Source organism: Streptomyces sp. NPDC091279 (assembly GCF_044757465.1).
In the GTDB taxonomy this organism is placed as follows: domain Bacteria; phylum Actinomycetota; class Actinomycetes; order Streptomycetales; family Streptomycetaceae; genus Streptomyces.
The window spans coordinates 54,978-74,333 of the sequence record NZ_JBIVVA010000013.1; the positions used below are offsets into that span (position 1 = coordinate 54,978).

At 72.3% G+C, this 19,356-nt stretch carries 18 protein-coding genes, 1 tRNA gene and 1 pseudogene; 9 read left to right on the plus strand and 11 right to left on the minus strand.

Going from position 1 to position 19,356, the window contains the following annotated elements; genetic code table 11:
- Window positions 1-281 precede the first annotated feature (281 nt).
- Complete coding sequence (locus ACIQOU_RS29730) at window positions 282-854, minus strand: TetR/AcrR family transcriptional regulator (protein WP_401541436.1); 573 nt, start codon at window positions 852-854, stop codon at window positions 282-284.
- 147 nt (window positions 855-1,001) lie between these two features.
- Between ACIQOU_RS29730 and ACIQOU_RS29735 the strand changes: the two genes are divergently transcribed.
- Window positions 1,002-1,820 (plus strand): SDR family oxidoreductase, encoded by an 819-nt coding sequence (locus tag ACIQOU_RS29735; protein WP_401541439.1) that lies wholly within the window; start codon window positions 1,002-1,004, stop codon window positions 1,818-1,820.
- A gap of 44 nt (window positions 1,821-1,864) precedes the next feature.
- On the plus strand, window positions 1,865-2,818 hold the full coding sequence (locus ACIQOU_RS29740; RefSeq protein ID WP_401541442.1) for an SDR family NAD(P)-dependent oxidoreductase: 954 nt from the start codon (window positions 1,865-1,867) through the stop codon (window positions 2,816-2,818).
- A gap of 194 nt (window positions 2,819-3,012) precedes the next feature.
- Here ACIQOU_RS29740 and ACIQOU_RS29745 read toward each other — a convergent pair.
- The 4 genes from ACIQOU_RS29745 to ACIQOU_RS29760 form a co-directional block, all read right to left on the minus strand.
- Window positions 3,013-3,100, minus strand: a tRNA-Ser gene (locus tag ACIQOU_RS29745).
- Between the two features lie 45 nt (window positions 3,101-3,145).
- Window positions 3,146-3,571 (minus strand): tRNA adenosine(34) deaminase TadA, encoded by a 426-nt coding sequence (tadA, locus tag ACIQOU_RS29750; RefSeq protein ID WP_401541445.1) that lies wholly within the window; start codon window positions 3,569-3,571, stop codon window positions 3,146-3,148.
- Window positions 3,572-3,612: 41 nt separating this feature from the next.
- A complete protein-coding gene (locus ACIQOU_RS29755) occupies window positions 3,613-4,143 on the minus strand; it encodes a hypothetical protein (protein WP_401541447.1) in 531 nt (176 codons plus the stop codon).
- Window positions 4,144-4,601: 458 nt separating this feature from the next.
- Entirely contained in the window at window positions 4,602-4,829 is a 228-nt protein-coding gene (locus ACIQOU_RS29760; RefSeq protein WP_401541784.1) for a hypothetical protein, read from the minus strand.
- A gap of 105 nt (window positions 4,830-4,934) precedes the next feature.
- On the opposite strand from ACIQOU_RS29760, the gene upp reads away from it, so the two are divergent.
- Window positions 4,935-5,570, plus strand: coding sequence for a uracil phosphoribosyltransferase (upp, locus tag ACIQOU_RS29765; RefSeq protein WP_401541450.1), 636 nt, complete (start codon window positions 4,935-4,937; stop codon window positions 5,568-5,570).
- A 127-nt stretch (window positions 5,571-5,697) separates the two neighbouring features.
- Here the strand turns inward: upp and ACIQOU_RS29770 are convergent, their stop codons facing one another.
- The 5 genes from ACIQOU_RS29770 to ACIQOU_RS29790 all read right to left on the minus strand — a co-directional run bounded on the left by ACIQOU_RS29770 (window position 5,698) and on the right by ACIQOU_RS29790 (window position 8,237).
- Window positions 5,698-6,342 carry a LytR C-terminal domain-containing protein gene (locus tag ACIQOU_RS29770; protein ID WP_401541453.1) on the minus strand — a complete coding sequence of 215 codons (645 nt, stop codon included), beginning with the start codon at window positions 6,340-6,342 and terminating at the stop codon, window positions 5,698-5,700.
- Between the two features lie 97 nt (window positions 6,343-6,439).
- Window positions 6,440-6,736, minus strand: coding sequence for a type II toxin-antitoxin system VapB family antitoxin (locus tag ACIQOU_RS29775; RefSeq protein ID WP_003999914.1), 297 nt, complete (start codon window positions 6,734-6,736; stop codon window positions 6,440-6,442).
- 194 nt (window positions 6,737-6,930) lie between these two features.
- On the minus strand, window positions 6,931-7,074 hold the full coding sequence (locus ACIQOU_RS29780) for a hypothetical protein (protein ID WP_401541456.1): 144 nt from the start codon (window positions 7,072-7,074) through the stop codon (window positions 6,931-6,933).
- Between the two features lie 71 nt (window positions 7,075-7,145).
- Window positions 7,146-7,460, minus strand: a complete 315-nt coding sequence (locus ACIQOU_RS29785) for a hypothetical protein (RefSeq protein WP_401541459.1) — start codon at window positions 7,458-7,460, stop codon at window positions 7,146-7,148.
- 111 nt (window positions 7,461-7,571) lie between these two features.
- A complete protein-coding gene (locus ACIQOU_RS29790) occupies window positions 7,572-8,237 on the minus strand; it encodes an HhH-GPD-type base excision DNA repair protein (protein WP_401541462.1) in 666 nt (221 codons plus the stop codon).
- A 196-nt stretch (window positions 8,238-8,433) separates the two neighbouring features.
- Here ACIQOU_RS29790 and ACIQOU_RS29795 point away from each other — a divergent pair, with 196 nt between their 5' ends.
- From ACIQOU_RS29795 to ACIQOU_RS29820, 6 genes and pseudogenes are all read left to right on the plus strand, one after another.
- Complete coding sequence (locus tag ACIQOU_RS29795) at window positions 8,434-10,533, plus strand: penicillin acylase family protein (protein WP_401541464.1); 2,100 nt, start codon at window positions 8,434-8,436, stop codon at window positions 10,531-10,533.
- Window positions 10,526-11,131 (plus strand): annotated as a pseudogene (locus ACIQOU_RS29800) (GNAT family N-acetyltransferase); the annotation flags it as partial. The gene ACIQOU_RS29795 and the pseudogene ACIQOU_RS29800, both read left to right, overlap by 8 nt.
- A 139-nt stretch (window positions 11,132-11,270) precedes the next feature.
- The gene (locus tag ACIQOU_RS29805) at window positions 11,271-13,076 is read left to right on the plus strand and encodes a copper resistance protein CopC (RefSeq protein WP_401541786.1); all 1,806 of its coding nucleotides are present in this window, start codon (window positions 11,271-11,273) and stop codon (window positions 13,074-13,076) included.
- Between the two features lie 607 nt (window positions 13,077-13,683).
- Window positions 13,684-14,997, plus strand: coding sequence for an ABC transporter substrate-binding protein (locus ACIQOU_RS29810; protein WP_401541467.1), 1,314 nt, complete (start codon window positions 13,684-13,686; stop codon window positions 14,995-14,997).
- Window positions 14,994-15,974, plus strand: a complete 981-nt coding sequence (locus ACIQOU_RS29815; protein ID WP_401541469.1) for a carbohydrate ABC transporter permease — start codon at window positions 14,994-14,996, stop codon at window positions 15,972-15,974. The genes ACIQOU_RS29810 and ACIQOU_RS29815 overlap by 4 nt, the downstream gene beginning before the upstream one ends.
- Window positions 15,971-16,858: a carbohydrate ABC transporter permease gene (locus ACIQOU_RS29820; protein WP_401541471.1), complete on the plus strand. Its 888-nt coding sequence runs from the start codon at window positions 15,971-15,973 to the stop codon at window positions 16,856-16,858. Before ACIQOU_RS29815 ends, ACIQOU_RS29820 begins: the two co-directional genes overlap by 4 nt.
- Before the next feature lie 40 nt (window positions 16,859-16,898).
- Here ACIQOU_RS29820 and ACIQOU_RS29825 read toward each other — a convergent pair whose 3' ends face one another.
- Window positions 16,899-19,277 carry a helicase-associated domain-containing protein gene (locus ACIQOU_RS29825; protein WP_401541473.1) on the minus strand — a complete coding sequence of 793 codons (2,379 nt, stop codon included), beginning with the start codon at window positions 19,275-19,277 and terminating at the stop codon, window positions 16,899-16,901.
- Window positions 19,278-19,356: the final 79 nt, after the last annotated feature.

Genomic DNA, 19,356 nt, shown 5'->3' on the forward strand with positions numbered 1-19,356 from the left:
CCCTGTGACTGCTGTGCCTGGTGCCTGCCCTGTGGATCAGGCCGGCGGCGAGTGTAACCTTCACACCCGCTTATCGGACCAACGGCCCACCGTGCGAAGGTTTTCGGCCACAGTTCGAGGCGTGCGCGGACCGAGGGGCGACCGGCCCGGCCCGCACCGGTGGACGTCGTCCGGCGCCCACTCGCCCTTCTTCCCAACGCCCCCTGCTCCCAGGTGAGTTGGGGATCGCGGCGCCCGGCCCCCGCGCCTCGGCGACGCCGGCCGGGAGCCTCCCCCGCCGGTCACTCCACGGGCGCGCCGGGCTCCGCCTCCCGCAGGCAGCGGTCCAGGCGGCGCAGGAACCCGTCGAAGGGCTCGGCCGCGGGCCAGGTCTCGTAGGCGGTGGTCATGGCGGCCACCGCGAGATTCATCCGGAGAACGGGGGTCAGGTCGTCGGCACCGGTGGCGCGGGACTCCACCCAGCTCCGCAGGTCGGTGAAGAACTGCTCGCTGAAACGCTTGGCCGACTGCGCGAAGGCGGGTGACTGCGCCTTGAGGCGGCGTTGCAGCGGCATCCGGTCGCGCAGGCTTGCGCAGAACCCGGTCAGGATCGCGGTGAGCGAGTCCCAGAGTGGCTCGTCCGCGGGGCGCTCGGCCATCAGGGCCTGCCAGTCGAGCCGTTCCTCGGGGTCCTGGTCCAGGACGGTGGCGTCCTTGCCGGCGAAGTAGTTGAAGAAGGTGGCGCGCGAGACGTTCGCCGCCTCCGCTATCTGCTCGACCGTCGTGGCCTCGTAGCCCTGCTCGTCGAAGAGCCGCAGTGCGGCGGCCCGGATGGCCCGCCAGGTGGCCAGTTTCTTGCGCTCGCGCAGGTTCATGTGGTTCCTCCCATGCGTCCATCCTACGTGCGATTTCTGGACGGGTGCATTTCTGGATGAGGCTATTTTTGGATGGGTCTAAGTTTCTGGGGTACGGTGAAGCTGCCGCCCGGGGCAGTCCCGGGCGGCCGTCCCCGAGGAGGAACAATGAGCAAGGTCTGGTTCATCACCGGCACGTCCCGCGGCATCGGCCGCGCCTTCGCCGAGTCCGCGCTGCGACGCGGGGACAAGGTCGCCGCGACCGCGAGGAACGTGGCGACGCTGGCGGACCTGGTCACCGAGTTCGGCGACGACGCGGTCCTGCCCCTGGCGCTGGACGTCACCGACCGGGCGGCCGTGACGGCCACGGTGGCCGCGGCGCACGAGAAGTTCGGCCGCCTCGACGTCGTCGTCAACAACGCGGGCTACGGGCTGTTCGGCATGGTCGAGGAGATCACCGAGGAGCAGTTGCGCGACCAGATGGAGACGAACTTCTTCGGCGCCTACTGGGTGACCCAGGCCGTGCTGCCGATCCTGCGCGCCCAGGGCAGCGGGCACATCGTGCAGATCTCGTCCGTCGGTGGCGTCGCCGCCTTCCCGTCGCTCAGCGCGTACCAGGCGTCGAAGTGGGCGCTGGAGGGCTTCAGCGACTCCCTCTCCCAGGAGGTCGCGGGCTTCGGGATCAAGGTCACCATCGTCGAGCCCGGCGGCTTCAGCACCGACTGGGCCGGTTCCTCCGCCGCCCGCGCCGAGCCGATCCCCGCCTACGACCCGGTCCGCGAGGCCATGGCCCGCCTCACACGCGACGCCCGGTACAGCGAGAGCGCCAGCGCCGGTGCCGCCCTGCTGCACATCGTCGACGCGGAGAACCCGCCGTTGCGCGTGCTGTTCGGGACCGAGCCCATCGAGATCGTCGAGCCCGTCTACGCCGAGCGCCTCAAGACGTGGGCCGACTGGCAGCACGTCTCCCGGATCGCCCAGGGCTGACCGGCCCGGCAACCCCTCCCACCTCACCTGTCAGGAGACAGCTCATGTCCGGATCGCAGAGCCCCCGCACGTTCGGGGCGACCACCACAGCCGCCGAGGTCATGGACGGCGTCGACCTGCACGGCCGTCGTGCCGTGGTCACCGGCGCCAGTTCCGGGATCGGCGTGGAGACCGTCCGCGTCCTCGCCGCCGCGGGCGCCGATGTCACCCTGGCCGTCCGGAACGTCGACGCGGGCGCCCGGGTGAAGGCCCGCCTGGAGGCCGAACTACCCGCCGGATCAGGGACGTTGACGATCGGCCGACTCGATCTGTCCGACCGTTCGACGGTGGCCGCGTTCGTGGCGGACTGGGACGGGCCGCTGGACATCCTCGTCAACAACGCCGGAGTGATGGCGCCGTCCGAGATCGCCCGCACGGCGGAGGGCCGGGAGTGGCAGTTCGGCGTCAACCACCTGGGCCACTTCGCCCTCACCACCGGCCTGCACCGGGCGCTCGCGGCGGCGGACGGCGCCCGGGTCGTCGGGGTCAGCTCCATCGGTCACCTCTTCTCCCCGGTGGTCTTCGACGACCTCGACTACCGCTTCCGCCCCTACGACCCGTGGACCTCCTACGGGCAGTCCAAGACGGCCGTCATCCAGTTCGCCGTGGCCGCCGCCGCACGCTGGGCCGACGACGGGATCACCGTCAACGCCGTGATGCCGGGCAACATCTCCGGCACCGACCTGGCCCGCCACATCGACATGGCGGCGGTGACCGCGATGATGACCTCCGGCGAACTCGCCCTGCCGCCCGGCAAGTCCGTCCCGCAGGGCGCCGCGACCTCCGTCCTGCTGGCCGCCTCCCCGACCGTGGCCGGCGTCACCGGCCGCTACTACGAGGACTGCGCCGAGGCCACCCCGGTCACCGAACGCGCCGGAGCGGCCGCCGGCGTAGCCCCCTACGCCCTGGACCCCACCAACGCCGACCACCTGTGGACGGTCTCGGAGTCCTTGACGTAGCCGACCTGACCTACGTTCCCGGAGCCGGGGAGGGCGATGCGGGCGAGGAGAGCGGTGGCGGGGGGCTGCGAACCCGCTTGCTTGACCTGTCCCACCTGCGGTTTTCCTAGGCGTGGGACACGCTGCCCTGTTGTGCACGGTCGCGCAAAAACACCCCCCCGGCCACGTTTCCGTGGGCGGGAGGGTGTTGAGAGCGGTAGCGGAGGGATTTGAACCCTCGGTGACGGGTTACGCCACACTCGCTTTCGAGGCGAGCTCCTTCGGCCGCTCGGACACGCTACCGAGAGAGACCCTACAACACGGCGGGCCGTGCTCAGAAATCGGCGTTCAGCGGGAGCGGAAGAAGTCGGTGAGGAGCCGGGCGCAGTCCTCGGCGAGGACGCCCTCGACCACCTCGGGGCGATGGTTGAGGCGGCGGTCGCGGACGACGTCCCAGAGGGAGCCGGCCGCGCCCGCCTTGTCGTCACGGGCGCCGTAGACGACCCGGTCGACCCGGGACTGCACGAGGGCGCCCGCGCACATCGTGCAGGGTTCCAGGGTGACGACGAGGGTGCAGCCGGACAGCCGCCACCGACCGGTCCGCGCGGCCGCCCGGCGGATCGCCAGGACCTCCGCGTGGGCGGTCGGATCGCCGGTCGCCTCGCGTTCGTTGTGCCCGGCCGCCAGCACCGTCGTTCCGTCCGGGGCGAGCAGGACGGCGCCGACGGGGACGTCGTCGCCGGCCCGCCCGGCCTCGGCCAGGGCGAGCCGCATCGCGGCTCGCCACGGGTCGCGGACCGGGTCGGACAGGGGGGTCAGCGGACGGTCTCCAGGACCTCCGAGGCACCCAGGGCCTCGGCGATCTCGGCGAGCGCGTCGTCGTCGAGGGTGCGCAGGTCCTGCTCGCTCACCCCGAGGTCGGCGAGGATCGCGGGGTCGCCGACGGGCCCGGACGGCATGGACTCGGCGCCGGTGGACTCGTCGTCCTCGTCGGCGTCGGGTTCACCGTCCTCGGTGCCGTCGAGGTCGAGGTCGTCGAGGTCGATGGAACCGCCCGGGTCGTTCTTGCCGAGCAGTTCGTCCGTGAGCAGCAGTTCACCGTACGAACTGCGGGACGCGGCGGCGGCGTTCGAGACGTAGACGCGTGGGTCCTCCTCACCGTCCACCCGGACGATGCCGAACCAGGACTCCTCCTGCTCGATGAAGACGAGGACGGTGTCGTCGTCTTCACCGGCGGACTCCCGGGCCAGATCGGCCAGGTCGGCCAGGGTCTCCACATCGTCGAGCTCTGTGTCGCTCGCTTCCCACCCGTCTTCGGTGCGCGCGAGCAGTGCGGCGAAGTACACCGTGACTCTCCCACTGGTCTGAGGCGTGCCGGTTGGGGGTCCCCCCGGCGGAGGTTACGGGTGGGGATGAGCTGGGCTCCGAGCCCCACCCACTCGGAATCGTGGCAGAAACAAGGCGTTCAGGGGACGTCTTCCGGCCCCTGTGTCCGGCAGTTTTGACCGTGTGTCCGCAAAGGACCCGCAAAGGTCCCACCGGTACCTCGTTGCCGCCACGAGCGGGATCGTACGCGGCTTTCCCGCGCGCCCGCGCACGGCCACCCGGCAGCCGGCCCTGCCGACGCGCCCGCCGCACCCCCGCGGGTCCACCGACGGACCGGCCCGGGGACCGGCCCCGCGGCTCTCCGGGTCCACCAGCGGAACGTCCGAACGCGCGGCCGGCCGGCGGAACGCGCACACGCGCAGCCGGCCGGCCGAACCTCCGCACGCGCAGCCAGTCAGCGGAACGTCCGCACGCGCACCTACCAGCGGAACGTCCGCATCCGCAGCGCGTGCCGCAGTCGGGCCACCTTCGCGCGGCGCGGCTGCACCCGGTCGCGCAGTTCGCGGGCCTCGGCCAGTTCGCGCAGGAAGCGGGCGCGGCGGCGACGCCGTTCCGCCTCGGTCTCGTGGGCGGGGGCCCGCTGAAAGGGGGCCAGCGGCGACGGTGTGCGCGCCAACGGGTCGCGGTCGGGTTCGCGGTCGGGCAGGTCAGGCATCAGCTCATCACCCCAGTCCGTTCCTGGCGCTTTCCCCCGGACGGGCGGTTTGATGCCAGGGCGAGCCGGGTCGGGTGCCCGGTTACTGTTGTGGACATGCGTCTCCACGTCGTCGACCACCCTCTGGTCGCCCACAAGCTCACCACGTTGCGCGACCGCCGCACCGACTCCGCGACCTTCCGCCGGCTCGCCGACGAACTGGTCACCCTGCTCGCCTACGAGGCCACGCGTGACGTGCGCACCGAGCAGGTCGACATCACGACCCCGGTCGCCACGACGACAGGCGTCAAGCTCTCCTACCCGCGCCCCCTGGTGGTGCCGATCCTGCGCGCCGGGCTCGGCATGCTGGACGGCATGGTCCGGCTGCTGCCGACCGCCGAGGTGGGCTTCATGGGCATGGTGCGCAACGAAGAGACGCTGGAGGCCTCCACGTACGCGACCCGCATGCCCGAGGACCTCTCCGGCCGTCAGGTCTACGTCCTGGACCCGATGCTGGCCACCGGCGGCACGCTGGTCGCGGCGATCCGCGAGCTGATCCGGCGCGGCGCCGACGACGTCACCGCCGTGGTGCTGCTGGCCGCCCCCGAGGGCGTCGAGATCATGGAACGCGAGCTGGCGGGCACCCCGGTGACGGTCGTGACGGCCTCGGTCGACGAGCGCCTGAACGAGCACGGCTACATCGTCCCGGGCCTGGGCGACGCGGGCGACCGCCTCTACGGCGCGGCCGAGTAACCCCTCCCCGGCGAACGACGGTTCAGCAGGCCTTTTCCGGCGAGGTGGCCGCCGGCTGCGGTACGGCCGAGCGGACCCTTCCCGAGCGGCCCGCTTCCAGAGTGACCCTTTCCCTGTGAACGACGGTTCAGCAGGGCTTCTTCGTCGGGGTCGCCGTCGGCTGCGGGGCGGTCAGGGCGGCCAGTGCCTTGTCGGCGGCCGCCTTCGAGGTGAGCGCCTTGAAGTCGTTGCCGAGGATCAGGTCGACGTCGGTGCCCTTGCGGGCCGCGTCGGTGCGCCGCTCGGCACCGGCGAGCTGGGTGCCGAGGACGGGCAGCGCGGTGTCGAGGGCGGCGGCGGGACCGAGCAGCATGCCCGTGCCGCGGACCTTCTTGTCGTACTGCTTGGTGGCGTTGCCGACCTCGCCGATCTTGAAGCCGCGCTTCTTCAGCTCGTCGGCGGTGGTCTTGGCGAGGCCGCTGCGGGCGGTCGCGTTGAGCACGTTGACGGTGATCCGGCCGGGCTCGGGCAGGCCCGCGACGGCGCCGCCGGGCGACGGGCTCGCCGAGGCCGGGCAGGCGGCCGCCTTGGTGCCGGCCGCGGACGCGGTGGAGCCGCCGGTGAAGGCGTCGATGAGCTGAAGGGTGCCCCAGCCGGTCAGGCCGAGCACCGCGACGGAGGCGACCACGACCACCGCGAGCCTGCCGCGCCGTCGGCGCTGGCGCATCCGGGGGTAGACGTCCCCCGTGATCCGGTACTTGCCGCCCATGCCTGGGGGAGTCAGCATGCTCATGGGCGCAGCGTAGTGCGCATGAGCGGTGTTTCCTACTAGATGATCATCGGATGCGGCACAGGTGAACCCGAAAGGGCCAACGGGTGAGCCGCGTGGGTCAGTCCAGCTCCAGGACGCGGGCGTGCAGCACCTGGCGCTGCTGGAGCGCGGCGCGGACCGCGCGGTGCAGCCCGTCCTCCAGGTACAGGTCGCCCTGCCACTTCACGACGTGGGCGAACAGGTCGCCGTAGAACGTCGAGTCCTCGGCCAGGAGCGTCTCCAGGTCGAGTTGGCCCTTGGTCGTCACGAGCTGATCGAGGCGGACCGGGCGCGGTGCGACGTCCGCCCACTGCCGGGTGCTCTCCCGGCCGTGGTCGGGGTACGGCCGGCCGTTTCCGATGCGCTTGAAGATCACACGGAAAGCCTACCGGCCCATCCGTTCCGGGCGCAGCCATGGCGACGGAGTGCGACGCTGGAAAAGACATGCTCAACCAGGGCAAACCGGGAACAGTGGGCCGCCGCGAGCGGCCGTCGGACCCGGGAGGTGACGGAGGGCGGCGCGTCCACGGGGGATGCGCCGCCCTCCGTCGTCGGTGGCGGTCGTCGGCGTCAGCGGACCTGTTCGGCCGGGGCCTTGTGCTGGGGCGCCTTCTGCTGCGGCGCCTTCTTCGGCTTCGGCTCGGGGGTACGGGCGTTGCGGACGGCCTCGGCGCGCAGCAGGGCGCGCAGGACCGCGTACGGGTCTGTCGGCATGGCGGTGTTCCTCGCGGTTCCCTCGTGATGTCGTGCGATGTGCTGATCGGCCGGTGCGGAGGCGGGCTCGGTCAGCAGCGCAGGATCACGGTGCGCAGCAGGCGCAGGGCGCGGGCCGCGGCGGGCGGGCCGGGCGGCGGCCGGTGACCGGCCGCCGGGCGCGCCGGGACGGGCAACGGCGCCGGGCGCGGGGGAACGGCAGCCTGCTGGGCGGCGGTGTGGGCCACGGGCCGGACCGCCGCGTCGGCGAGGCCGTACTCGACGCTCTCGACGGACGCCGTCAGCGCGGGCGCCGCGAATGTCTCGGCCGGGACCAGCAGGGCGAGCAGCAGGACGAAAACCCTCAGCCACAGTCGGCCGTGGGTCAGTCGTCGCGCGATGTTCACGGGGGAGGTCTGCCCACCCGACGCCCGTGTTTCATCATTTTGGCCCTGAAATTCGCCCGATCAGGTTATTTGTCAGACAGTGTCCCTTCGGTAGCTCTTCTCTGCTTCTTTCTACTTCTTCGCCGCTTTGGTCGCTTTGGTCGCTTTGGCCCCTTTAGCCGTCTTGGCCGTCTTAGCTGTCTTAGCCGTCTTCGCTGTCTTCGTGGCCTTGGCCGCCGCCTTCATCTCCTGCTTGTGCGCGCGGACCCGGGTCAGCGACTCGGGGCCGGTGATGTCGGCCACGGAACGGAAGGAGTCGGGTTCGCCGTACGCGCCGGCCGCCTCGCGCCAGCCCGTGGGCCGCACGCCGAGCTGCTTGCCGAGGAGGGCCAGGAAGATCTGCGCCTTCTGCGTGCCGAACCCGGGCAGCGCTTCGAGCCGGCGCAGCAGCTCGGGGCCGTCGCTGACGCCCTTCCAGACCAGTTCGGCGTTGCCGTCGTAGTGCTCGACGAGGTACTGGCACAGCTGCTGGACCCGCTTGGCCATCGAGCCGGGGTAGCGGTGCACGGCCGGCTTCTCGGAGAGCAGCGCGGCGAACGCCTCCGGGTCCTGCACGGCGATCCGGTGCGCGTCGAGGTCGGTCGCCGCGAGCCGGTCGGCGATGGTGCGCGGCCCCTTGAACGCCCACTCCATCGGCACCTGCTGGTCGAGCAGCATGCCGGTCAGCGCGGCGAGCGGGGACCGCCCGAGCAGCTCGTCGGCCTCGGGGTCCTGGGCGAGATGAAGGGTGACGTCCATACTCCGATGATCTCGCGTGCCCGCTTGGCCCGCGCGCCGGTGCCCCGGGGCGTGGGTGCGGTCCTTCGGCCGCGTCGGTCTGTGTGCCGTGCCTCCCGGTCAGGACCCCGTGCCCTGCGCTTTCGACCCCTCACGTACGATTTCCCCACCATTGGTCAGTTAGGTAAGGCTAACCTAAAGAAAAGAGGGTCACCGCGTGGCGACCGAGATCTACCGGGATGCGTGGGGAATCCCGCACCTGCGCGCCGACACCGTCCTCGAACTGGCGTACGTCCAGGGGAAGGTGACCGCCCGGGACCGCTCCTGGCAGCTGGAGGTCGAACGCCACCGCGCCCAGGGCACCTCCGCGTCCTTCCTCGGTCAGGCCGCCGTCTCCTGGGACGTGCTGGCCCGCCGCGCCCGCCTCGCCGACACCGCCCGCCGCTGCTTCACCGCCCTGGAACGCGACGACCCGGAGACGGCCGACTGGGTGCGGGCCTATGCCGACGGTGTCAACGACGGGCTCACCGCCACCGAGGAGTTCGAGCGGACCGGCCTCGCCCCCGGCCGCTGGGAGCCCTGGACGCCGCTCGCCGTCTGGCTCGCCCTGCATCTCCTGTTCGCCGGGTTCCCGGCCAAGCTCTGGCGCGAGGAGGCCGTCCGCCACCTCGGCGACGACGCCGTCGGCCTCTTCGCCACCGACGGACCCGGCACCTCGGGCAGCAACGGCTGGCTGGTGAGCGGCGCCCGCACCCGCACCGGGCACGCGGTGCTCGCCGGAGACCCGCACCGCTTCATCGAGGACCCCGGCGTCTATCAGCAACTCCACCTGTCCTGCCCGGAGTTCGACGTCGTCGGTCTCGCCGTCCCGGGCCTGCCCGGCATCGCGCACTTCGGGCACACCGGCACCGTCGCCTGGGCCATCACCAACGCCATGGCCGACTACCAGGACCTCTACCGCGAACGGCTGCGCCGCACCGGCGCCGGGATCGAGGCCCTCGGCCCCGACGGACGCTGGCACCGCGCCACCCGGCACACCGAGACCGTCGAGGTGACAGGCGAGGCCCCCATCGAGATCGAGGTCGTCGAGACCGACCGGGGGCCCGTCATCATCGGCGGCCCCGAAGGACTGGACGAGGGCGTGCCGGGCGGCCCCGACGAGGGCGTGCCCGGCGCCCGCCCGCTCGCCGTCAGCCTCCGTCACCCGCCGCGCGTCACCGGCGACCTCGGCTTCGGCGCGCTCCTTCCGCTGCTGCGGGCCCGCCAGGTCGCCGACGTGGACCGGGCCTTCGACCGCTGGGCCGAACCGGTCAACGTCGTGCAGGCCGCCGACACCGAGGGCGGCACCCTGCACCGGGTCGCCGGGCGGGTGCCGGTGCGCCCCGCGGCCGACCGGGTGCGGCTGACGCCCGCCTGGGAGCCCGGGCACGGGTGGCGCGGCTGGCACCCGATGCCCCGCGCCCAACTCACCGACGGGATCGCGGTGATGGCCAACGGACGCGGCCTCGCGGCCCCGCTCGGCGTCGAGTTCGCACCGCCGCACCGCGCCGACCGCATCGCCGCCCTGCTCGCGGAACGGGAGCACTGGTCGGCCGACGACATGCCGCGCATCCACATGGACACCCAACTCGCCTCCGCAGCGCCCCTGTTGGACCTCCTCGCCGCCCTGGACGGCCTGTCAGCCGAGGCCGCCGCGCTGCGCGACCGACTGCTCGGCTGGAACCGCCGGATGGACGCGGACAGCGCCGACGCCGCCGCCTACGCCGCCGTGCGGGGCGCGGTCGTACGCCGCCTCGCCGCGCACCCGGCGTTCGCCGCGCTCGCCGTGCCGCCCGCCTACCCCGAGATCTTCCAGCCCTGGCTGGCCCTCGTGACGCGCGTCGCCTTCGCGCTCGAACACCTGCTGCGCGCCGAGGAGTTGTACGGCGTCGACCGGGCCGCCGAGGTGCGTGCCGCCGTCGAGGAGGTGGCCGCCGCGCCGCCCACCGGGACCTGGGGCGACACCCACCGCCTCGCGCTCTGGCGGGCGTCCGGCACACCGCCGTTCGAGGCGCCCCGGCTCTCCGGCGACCACGACTGCGTGCTGGCGACCTCGTCCGTGCCCGGGCTCACCGATCTCGGCGGACGCGGCCCCTCGGCCCGTTACATCTGGGACCTGGCCCGGCGCGAGGACAGCCGTTGGGTGGTGCCGCTCGGCGCGGCCGGCGCCCCCGGCTCACCGCACCACCACGACCAGCTCCCCCTGTGGCTCACCGGCGAACTCGCCCCCGTCATCACCGACTTCGACCAGCTGACCAAGGAGAACGACGATGGCTGAGCCGTACCCGGAGCGGACCGTGCTGCACGAGCGGACGGTCGACGGCTTCGGCACCGTGCGCGTGCTGCCCCTCGACCCGGACGCCGACGCGCCCGCCCTGCACTCCTGGGTGCGCGAGGAACGCGCCGCGTTCTGGGGGATGAACGGGCTCACCGAGGACCAAGTCGCCGATGTCTACGCCCACATGGCCACCCTCACCACCCATCACGCCTTCCTCGTCGTCAAGGACGGCGCGCCCGTCGCCCTGCTCCAGACCTACGAGCCCGAGGCCGACCGGGTCAGCGCGTGCTACCCGGTGCGGTCCGGGGACATCGGCATCCACCTGCTGCTCGCGCCCGCCGGGGCGGGCGGCGCCCGTTCCGGGTGGTCGGCGGCGCTGCTCGGGACCGTCGTCGGATATGTGCTCGGGGTGCTCGGGCGGGAGCGGATCGTCGTCGATCCCGATGTGCGCAACGAGAAGGCCGTCGCCCGGTTCCTGACGGAGGGGTTCACGGCGGGCGAGGTCGTCGTGCTCCCCGAGATCGACCTCCCGGATGTGTACCTCCCCGAGAAGACGGCCCAACTCGCCTTCCTGGAAAGGACGGTGGCCTTCCCCGGCCGACCCCGAGGACGGTTCCCGGCCGAGCGGGTGAGCGTTCCGGCCGTTTCGTCCGTACCTCTTCCTGTGGGAGCTTCGTACGACGGGGAGTGGCGTGGGGCGTGACGGCGGGCGCGGGCGACGCGGACTTCAGGGGCTGGTGCTGCTGGCGTCCGTGCTGGTCCTGCTCGTCCTCGGCTCGGCGGGCCCCGCGACCGCCCACGCCGCCCTCCGTGCCGGCGACCCCGCCGACGGCACCGTCCTCGCCTCGGCCCCCCGCCAACTCACCCTGACCTTCACCGAGTCCGTCGGCCTGCTCGACGACTCCTTCCGCGTCCTGGACCCCGACAACCGGCGGCTGCGCACCGGGGAGCCAGGACACGGGCCCGGCGGTTCCGACACCGCCCGGGTGAGCCTCCCCGCCCAACTCCCCCAGGGCACCTATGTGGTGGCGTGGCGGGTGGTGTCGGCGGACAGCCACCCGGTGTCCGGCGCGTTCACCTTCTCCGTCGGCAAGGCCTCCCCGACCACGGCGGTCACGACGGCGGGCCCGACCGAGGACCCGGCCACCGCGAGCCTCTACAACGTCGGCCGCTACCTCGCCTATCTGGCCGCCGCCCTGCTCATCGGCACCGCCGCCTTCATCGCCCTGTGCCGCCCGGCCGACCGCGCCCCGCTGCGCACGCCCCTGCGGGTGGGCTGGTGGACGCTGCTGGGCGCCACCCTGGCCCTCCTCGTCCTGCGCGCCCCCTACGAGACGGGCACCGGACCCACGACGGCGTTCCACCTCACCTCCCTCGAACGGACGTTGACCGGCCGCCCCGGCCTCGCCCTGCTGGCCCGCCTCGCCCTGCTCCTCGCCGCCGCACTCTGCCTCCCCCGGCTCCGTGACTCCCGCCCGGCGCGCGTCCTGGGCGGCGCCCTCGCCGTCGGCCTCGCCCTCACCTGGGCGTCGGCCGAGCACGCCTCGGCGGGCCTCCAGGTGCCGCTGGCGATGACGTCGGCGGTGCTGCATCTGCTGGCCATGGCCGGCTGGCTCGGCGGCCTCACCGCGCTGCTGCTCACCCTCCACCGGGCCACCGCGCTGACCCCGGCCACGGTGACCCGGTTCTCCCGGCTCGCCTTCGCCTCGGTGACCGTCCTGGTCGTCACCGGCGGCTACCAGTCCTGGCGCGGCCTCGGCTCCTGGGACGCCCTCACCACCACCCCCTACGGCCGCCTCCTCACCGCCAAACTCGCCGCCATCGCCCTCCTGTTGGCAGCGGCGGCCGTCTCACGCCGCTGGACTGCCGCGCTGGCGACGGGAGTTGAGGCGGAGGCCGACGCCGAGGCGCGGGTGCCGGAGGCGGTCGGGGCGGCGGGGGAGCGAACGCCGGGCGCGGTCACCGTCGTTGCGGAGGACCGGGAACACCGGGATGGTCGGGAGGGGCCGGGGGGAACGGCGGTGAAGGCGGCCGGTGCTTTGGAACTCCCGCTGGACCGGCGGGCGTTGCGGCGGGCCGTCGGGGCCGAGGTCGGGATCGGGGTCGTGGTGCTGATGCTCTCGACGCTGCTCAGCGGGACGTTGCCCGGGCGGGCGGCGGCCGAGGCGGAACAGGCGCCCGCGACGACCGGGGGGCTGCGAGCCGCGTCCGTGACGACGATCCCGTTCGACGTCGGCACCCCGAACGGCCAGGGCAAGGTACAGGTCACCCTCGACCCCGGCCGGGTCGGCGACAACGCCGTGCAGGCCGTCGTCTACGGGCCCGACGGCGGCATCTCCACCGTCCCCGAGCTGCGCCTCTCGCTCACCCTCGCGGACCGGAAGATCGGGCCGCTGGACGCCGGGGTGCGGGACGCGGGCGGGTACTGGGCGAGCAGCGGGTTCACGGTGCCGCTCGCCGGGACGTGGACGATGAGGGTGACGGTCCGGGTCTCCGAGCTGGACCAGGTCACCGTGAGCAGTCCGGTGCGGATCACGCGCTGAGGGGAGCGGCGGGCGGAGGGGCCGGGGCTGGGCGCCGGGGGCCGGACCGGTGGGGGCGGGCGTCGGGGTCGTTCCCTAGGGGGAATGGCTCGGGGCTGGCTCAGGAGCGGCTCAGGGCGGGGGCAGGGGCGCGTGTGGCCCGCGTGGGGGGCGCCCCGCGTCTGCGCACGCCCCGCGTCCGTGCACGCCCCGCGTGAGGGCCACGTCGTACTTCTGGCGGTACATGACCACGTCGTGCCCCGGACGGCGTACCCCGGAGGGGTGAGCCTCGCGGCGGCTCCGGGGGCGGGGCGGGGAAGTCGTTGCGCACCGGGGCGGGGCGGGGGAGTCGTCGCGCGATGGTGGCCTCGGCGGCTGTCGGGCGTCTACCGATCGCCTGTCGATCCTCTGTAGATCTTCGCCGGTCCCCGCCTGTGCCCCGGAAAACGGAGTGGATCACGCGTGTGTCGGTCACGTTTCCACAAAGCTCGACGGGGACCCTTGACCTATGACCGGACATGAGGCTGTTATTACCGCCACGATGTTCGGTCAGGTTGTTTTCTGGTCGGTTTCGAATTATTTCGACGTGGCGTTTCCCCGGCCGCATCCTTGCCCACAGGAGCCGTTCATGCGCGACCTCTCCTCCTCGCGTCTCTCCCTTCCCGCGCCGAGCCGCCGCACCCTGCTGCGGGGTGCGGGCGGCGCCGCCCTGCTCACCGGAGCCGTGCCGCTGCTGAGCGCCTGCGGCGGCAGCGGGACGGCCGCCGACCCCAAGACGGTCACCCTCGGCTCCAACGGTTCGGACGCCGTGCCGAAGAAGGCGTACGCCGAGATCTACGCCGCCTTCAAGAAGCAGTCCGGGATCACGGTCGACGTGAACACCAAGGACCACAACACCTTCCAGGAGCAGATCAACTCGTATCTGCAAGGCACGCCGGACGACGTGTTCAACTGGTTCGCCGGGTACCGCATGCAGTTCTTCGCGCAGAAGGGCCTCGCCACCGCGATCGACGACGTGTGGGAGAAGATCGGCGGCAACTTCCCCGAGGCCATGAAGAAGCTCAGCAAGGGCGCCGACGGCAAGTACTACTTCGTTCCGCTGGACACGTACCCGTGGGCGGTCTTCTACCGCAAGAGCGTCTTCAAGCAGCACGGCTATGAAGTCCCCACGAAATGGGACGACTTCGTGGCCCTGTGCAAGCGGATGAAGAGCGACGGACTCATCCCCATCGCCTTCGGCGACAAGGACGCCTGGCCCGCCCTCGGCACCTTCGACCAGCTCAACTTCCGTACCAACGGCTATGACTTCCACGTCGAGCTGATGGCGGGCAAGGCCTCCTGGACGGACGCCAAGGTGCGCAAGGTCTTCGACCTGTGGACCCAGATCCTCCCCTACCACCAGGACGGCTCCCTCGGCCGGACCTGGCAGGACGCGGCACAGACGCTGGTCGCCAAGAAGGCCGGCATGTATCTGCTCGGTTCCTTCGTGGCCCAACAGATCACCAAGCAGGCCGACTTGGACGACCTCGACTTCTTCGCGTTCCCGGAGATCAGCTCCGAGTACGGGCAGGACACGGTCGAGGCGCCGACCGACGGCTACATGCTGAGCAAGAGCCCGAAGAACCACGCCGGTGCCGTCAAGCTCCTGGAGTACCTCGGCACCCCGGCCGCCGAGGAGATCTACCTCAAGTCCGACTCCAGCGTCGTCGCCGCCTCCAGCACGGCGTCCACGTCGTCGTACACCGTGCTCCAGAAGAAGGCGTACGACATGATCGGCGCGGCCAAGAGCCTCACGCAGTTCATGGACCGCGACAGCCGGCCCGACTTCACCTCGACGGTGATGCAGCCCGCGTTGCAGAGCTTCGTCCGCAACCCCAAGGGCGTCGACAGCCTGCTCTCCTCCATCGAGCGCCAGAAGAAGACGATCTTCGCCTCGTCATGAGCACCGAGACCACGACTGCCGAGTCCCCGCAGCCGGCGCCCCCCGCGCCGGCTCCGGCCACCTCCCCCCGCACGAGGCCGACGGGCCACCGTCGCCTCCTCACCCGCCGCGACCGGATCACCCTCGGTCTGATGGCGGGCGTCCCCACGATCCTGCACGTCGTCCTCGTGTGGCTGACCGCGCTCGCCTCCATCGCGCTCGCCTTCACCACCTGGGACGGCATCGGCTTCGACTCGATCAAGTGGGTCGGCCTCCAGAACTTCCGCGAACTGTTCACCACCAACCCGCAGTTCTGGCCGGCCGTCGAGCACAACGTCATCTGGTTCGTCGTGCTGATCCTGCTGCCGACGCCGTTCGGGCTTTTCCTGGCCGTCCAGTTGGACAAGCGCATCCGCTTCAGCCGGGTCTACCAGACGGCGTTCTTCCTGCCGGTGGTCGTCTCCATGGCGGTCGTCGGCTTCGTCTGGCAGCTCGTGTACAACCCGGACACCGGCCTGATCAACAGCCTGATCGGCGCCAACAAGCCCGGCCACTACATCGACTGGATCGGCGACCCCAACCTCAACCTGTGGGCGATCCTCGTCGCCGCGTCCTGGCGGCATGCCGGCTACATGATGATCCTGTACCTGGCGGGCCTCAAGGGCGTCGACCCGGCGCTGCGCGAGGCGTCCGCGCTGGACGGCGCGAGCGAGTGGCAGACGTTCAAGAACGTCGTCTTCCCGACCCTGCGCCCTACCAACACGGTCGTCCTGGTCGTCACCATCATCGAGTCGCTGCGCGCCTTCGACCTGGTCTTCGTCTTCAACAAGGGTGCCCAGGGAACCGAGTTGCTCTCGATCCTGGTCACCAACAACATCATCGGCGAGTCCAGCCGGATCGGATACGGCTCCGCGATCGCCGTCGTCCTGCTGGTGATCTCCCTGGTCGTGATCATCCCCTATCTGATCGCGACCTTCCGGAAGGAACGGCGCGCATGAGCACGGCAGTTGCGGCGGGCAAGCCGCGAACGACCATCCGCCCGGCCCGAGTTGTGCTGCACGCCTTCCTCGTCATCACCTCGCTGGTGTGGCTGGCGCCGCTGCTGTGGGCGCTGCTCGCGGCGCTGCGGCCGTACGCGGAGACCAGCGAGAAGGGCTATGTGTCCTGGCCCAGCAAGCTGAGCCTGGACAACTTCATCAACGCGTTCCAGCAGTCCGACATGGTCCACTACTTCGTGAACACGCTGGTCATCGCGGTCCCGGCCGTCCTGATCACGCTGCTGCTCTCGTCGATGGTCGCCTTCTACGTCGCCCGCTTCGACTTCCGCGTCAACCTGTCGCTGCTGCTGGTCTTCACGGCCGGCAACCTGCTCCCGCAGCAGGTCATCATCACCCCGCTCTACCGCCTCTACCTGCTGATCGACCTGCCCGGCATCACCGCCAGCGGCAAGCTGTACGACTCGGCGCTCGGCCTGGTCCTGATCCACGTGGCGTTCCAGTCGGGCTTCTGCTCGTTCGTGCTGGCCAACTACATGCGCGCGCTCCCGCACGAGCTGACCGAGGCCGCGCTGGTCGACGGCGCCTCGGTGTGGCGCCTGTACTGGCAGATCACGCTGCCCCTGTGCAAGCCGGCGATGGCGGCCCTGGGCACGCTGCTGTCCATCTGGATCTACAACGACTTCTTCTGGGCCATCGTCCTCATCTCCACCGGCGAGAACATGCCCATCACCTCGGCCCTGAACAACCTCACCGGCCAGTACTTCACCGACCCCAACCTGGTAGCGGCAGGCGCCCTGTTGACCGCGATCCCCACCCTGATCGTGTACTTCGTCCTGCAACGCCAGTTCGTGGGCGGCCTGACGCTGGGGGCCAACAAGGGCTGAGGCAAGGGGCGTTGGGGGTGCCCGCCCGGCGCCGGGCGGGCTAGGCGGGCATGACCCCCTGGATGCGCGAGAGCGTGAACACCCTTTCGTCGTCCCGCAGATGGCACCACGCTTCGAGATAGGGCGGGTCGAGGCCGAGGTCGCTGAGGGTGCGCACGGTCAGGTTCCCCGAGGCGGCGAGGTACTCGACGGTGACGGCCCCACCGGTGTCGATGGCGTGGGCGAGCTGCCGGAGGTCGGCGTACGTCAGCCCTTTCGCCCACCGCGCGACGGCCTCCTCGGTGCCCGTGGCGAGGGACGCCCCCGCCGCCGCCGGGTCCGGGACCGCCGCCGGGGCGGCCAGCAACCGCGCGGCCAGGGCCGGGAGATCGACGTCGGCCGCGCGCCGTTCCCGCACCCGGGCGCCCCGCCGCTGAGGGACCCCGGGCACCCGCAGGGGCCGTTCCTCGTCGACCCGAACGACGCCGTCGGCCGTCTCGGCGACCGGACCGTACCCCTCGGCCCGCAGCGCGTCGAGGGTCGCGTCGAGAGGGCGCCGGCTCACCAGCACCGTCGGCGCCAACTGCCGCAGCCCGAGCGGCGCGAGAGCGCGGTGGGCAGCCAACTCGGCCAGCAGCGCCGGTTCTTCGCCGTGGATCACACACCCGGCCGGGGCGACCCGCGCCCGCCCGTGCCCACGCGCGGCGTCCGCGATCAGCCAGGCCAACGGCTGCGGCAGCGGCCCGGCGGCGACATCGGCCAGGTCGGCCGCGATCTCCTCCCCGCTCCGCCCGGCGTCCAGAGCCCGCCGCACGCTCCCGGCGCTGAACCGCCACACCGACGCCGTACCGCTGCTCTCCCGGTCGGCGACCGAGTCCAGCAGCGCGGCCAGCCGGGCGGCGGGCGTCCCGCTGACAACGGCGGTGAGGTCGCCCCCGATCCGCACGATACCGGTCGCCGTCGGCACCAACTCCCGGCACGCGGCGACCAGTTCACGAGCATCCCCGGACAGCGCGACACCGAGCGGGGACAACGCCCCCCGGCCGAGCACCCCGAGCAGTTCGGCCTCCCGGACCACCTCGGCGTGCGGCGCCCGGTCCGGATCGGCGGAGTCGGCGAACGGCCGCTGCCAGAAGACCAGTTGACCCAGTTCCGCGCGGTCCCGCACGCCGTACCCGGCCGGCATCCCGGCCGCCGCGGCCACCACCCCGTGCCGTGCCTGCACACACCCCTCGCACCCCGGGGCGTCGGCGAGGGCGGGCAGCGCCTTGCCGTCCTCGTCCCGTGCCCGCGTCGGAGTCAGCGCCGCATCCCACCATGCCCGCACCAACTCCGCGAACTGCTCGGCCGGTTCACGCTCCGTCCAGTCGTCGTACCCGGCGCCGGGCGCCACCCGGTCCCCGTCCTTGCCGACCAGCCCGGCGCCGTACGCGCTCTCCAGCACCAGCCGCACGACGGCGTCGTCGACCCGGGCGGCCTTGCCGATCCGCCCCAGCTCCCGCGCCCCGATCCCCCCGGACTTCAACCGCCACGGCGGCGCCGCCGAGCAGACGCCCAGCACCGAGACGGCCCCGCCCACGAACGCCGTCGCCGCGGCCGACGCCTCCCGCGCCACCTCCTCCGGCGTGACCTGCACCAGCCGCGCGACCGGCGGCTCCGGCTCGAACGGCGCCCGCCAGCCCGGCCCGCGCAGCGCGAGCGCCACCTCGGCGGGCATCCGGGCGGGCCCGTACCCGTACCGGTCCGCGACCAGCAGCCCCCGCTCCATGGCCCATCGCTCGCCCGGCGCCCCGCCGCCCCCGCAGGACCCGACCATGATGAGCCCGGCCCCCTCCGCCGGAGCCTCGGCCAGCCGCTCCAGCAGCCGCCGGGCCGCGACGGGCGCCTCGGCCACCAGCTCGACGACCCGTTCCGGACGGCCGAGCCACTCCACCAACGCGGCCAGCCGCCGCGCCTTGACGCCCGGCGCCCTGATCCCCAACCTGCCCAGCATCAGCCGCAGTTCGTCGGAGGTGACGCCCTCCAGCAACTCCTCAAGGGAGGCGTCGAGCCCCAACGGCGCGTCCCAGGCCCCCCGCAGCGCCTCGGCCATGTACAGGGCGCCCGCACCGTCCGGCCACACCAGCGCCTGACCGGCCAACACCTCCAGAACGGCGTCCAGTTGACGCCCGTCCCCACCGACCCCCAGCAACTCCGCCAGCCGGTCCCGGGGCGCGGGTTGCGCCAACGCCGCGAGCGCCTCGGCCACTTGGAGACAGGGCAACGTCAGCCGGGGCAGCACCGCCGCCACCGACCCCGGCCGCAGCAGCCGCTCCGCCAACTCCCCCACCGACCCGGGCTCCGGCCCGGCCACGACATCGCCCCGCGCCTCCAGCACCCGGGCCAGCCGCGCACCCTCAAGGCTCCCCAGCCACGTCACCAACGCCGAGAGACACTCCATACGGCCCGCCCCTCACCGAGTCAGCCACCACCACCCCGACCCCGAGCCCACCCCGACGCCGCCCTTCCAGAATGCCCCA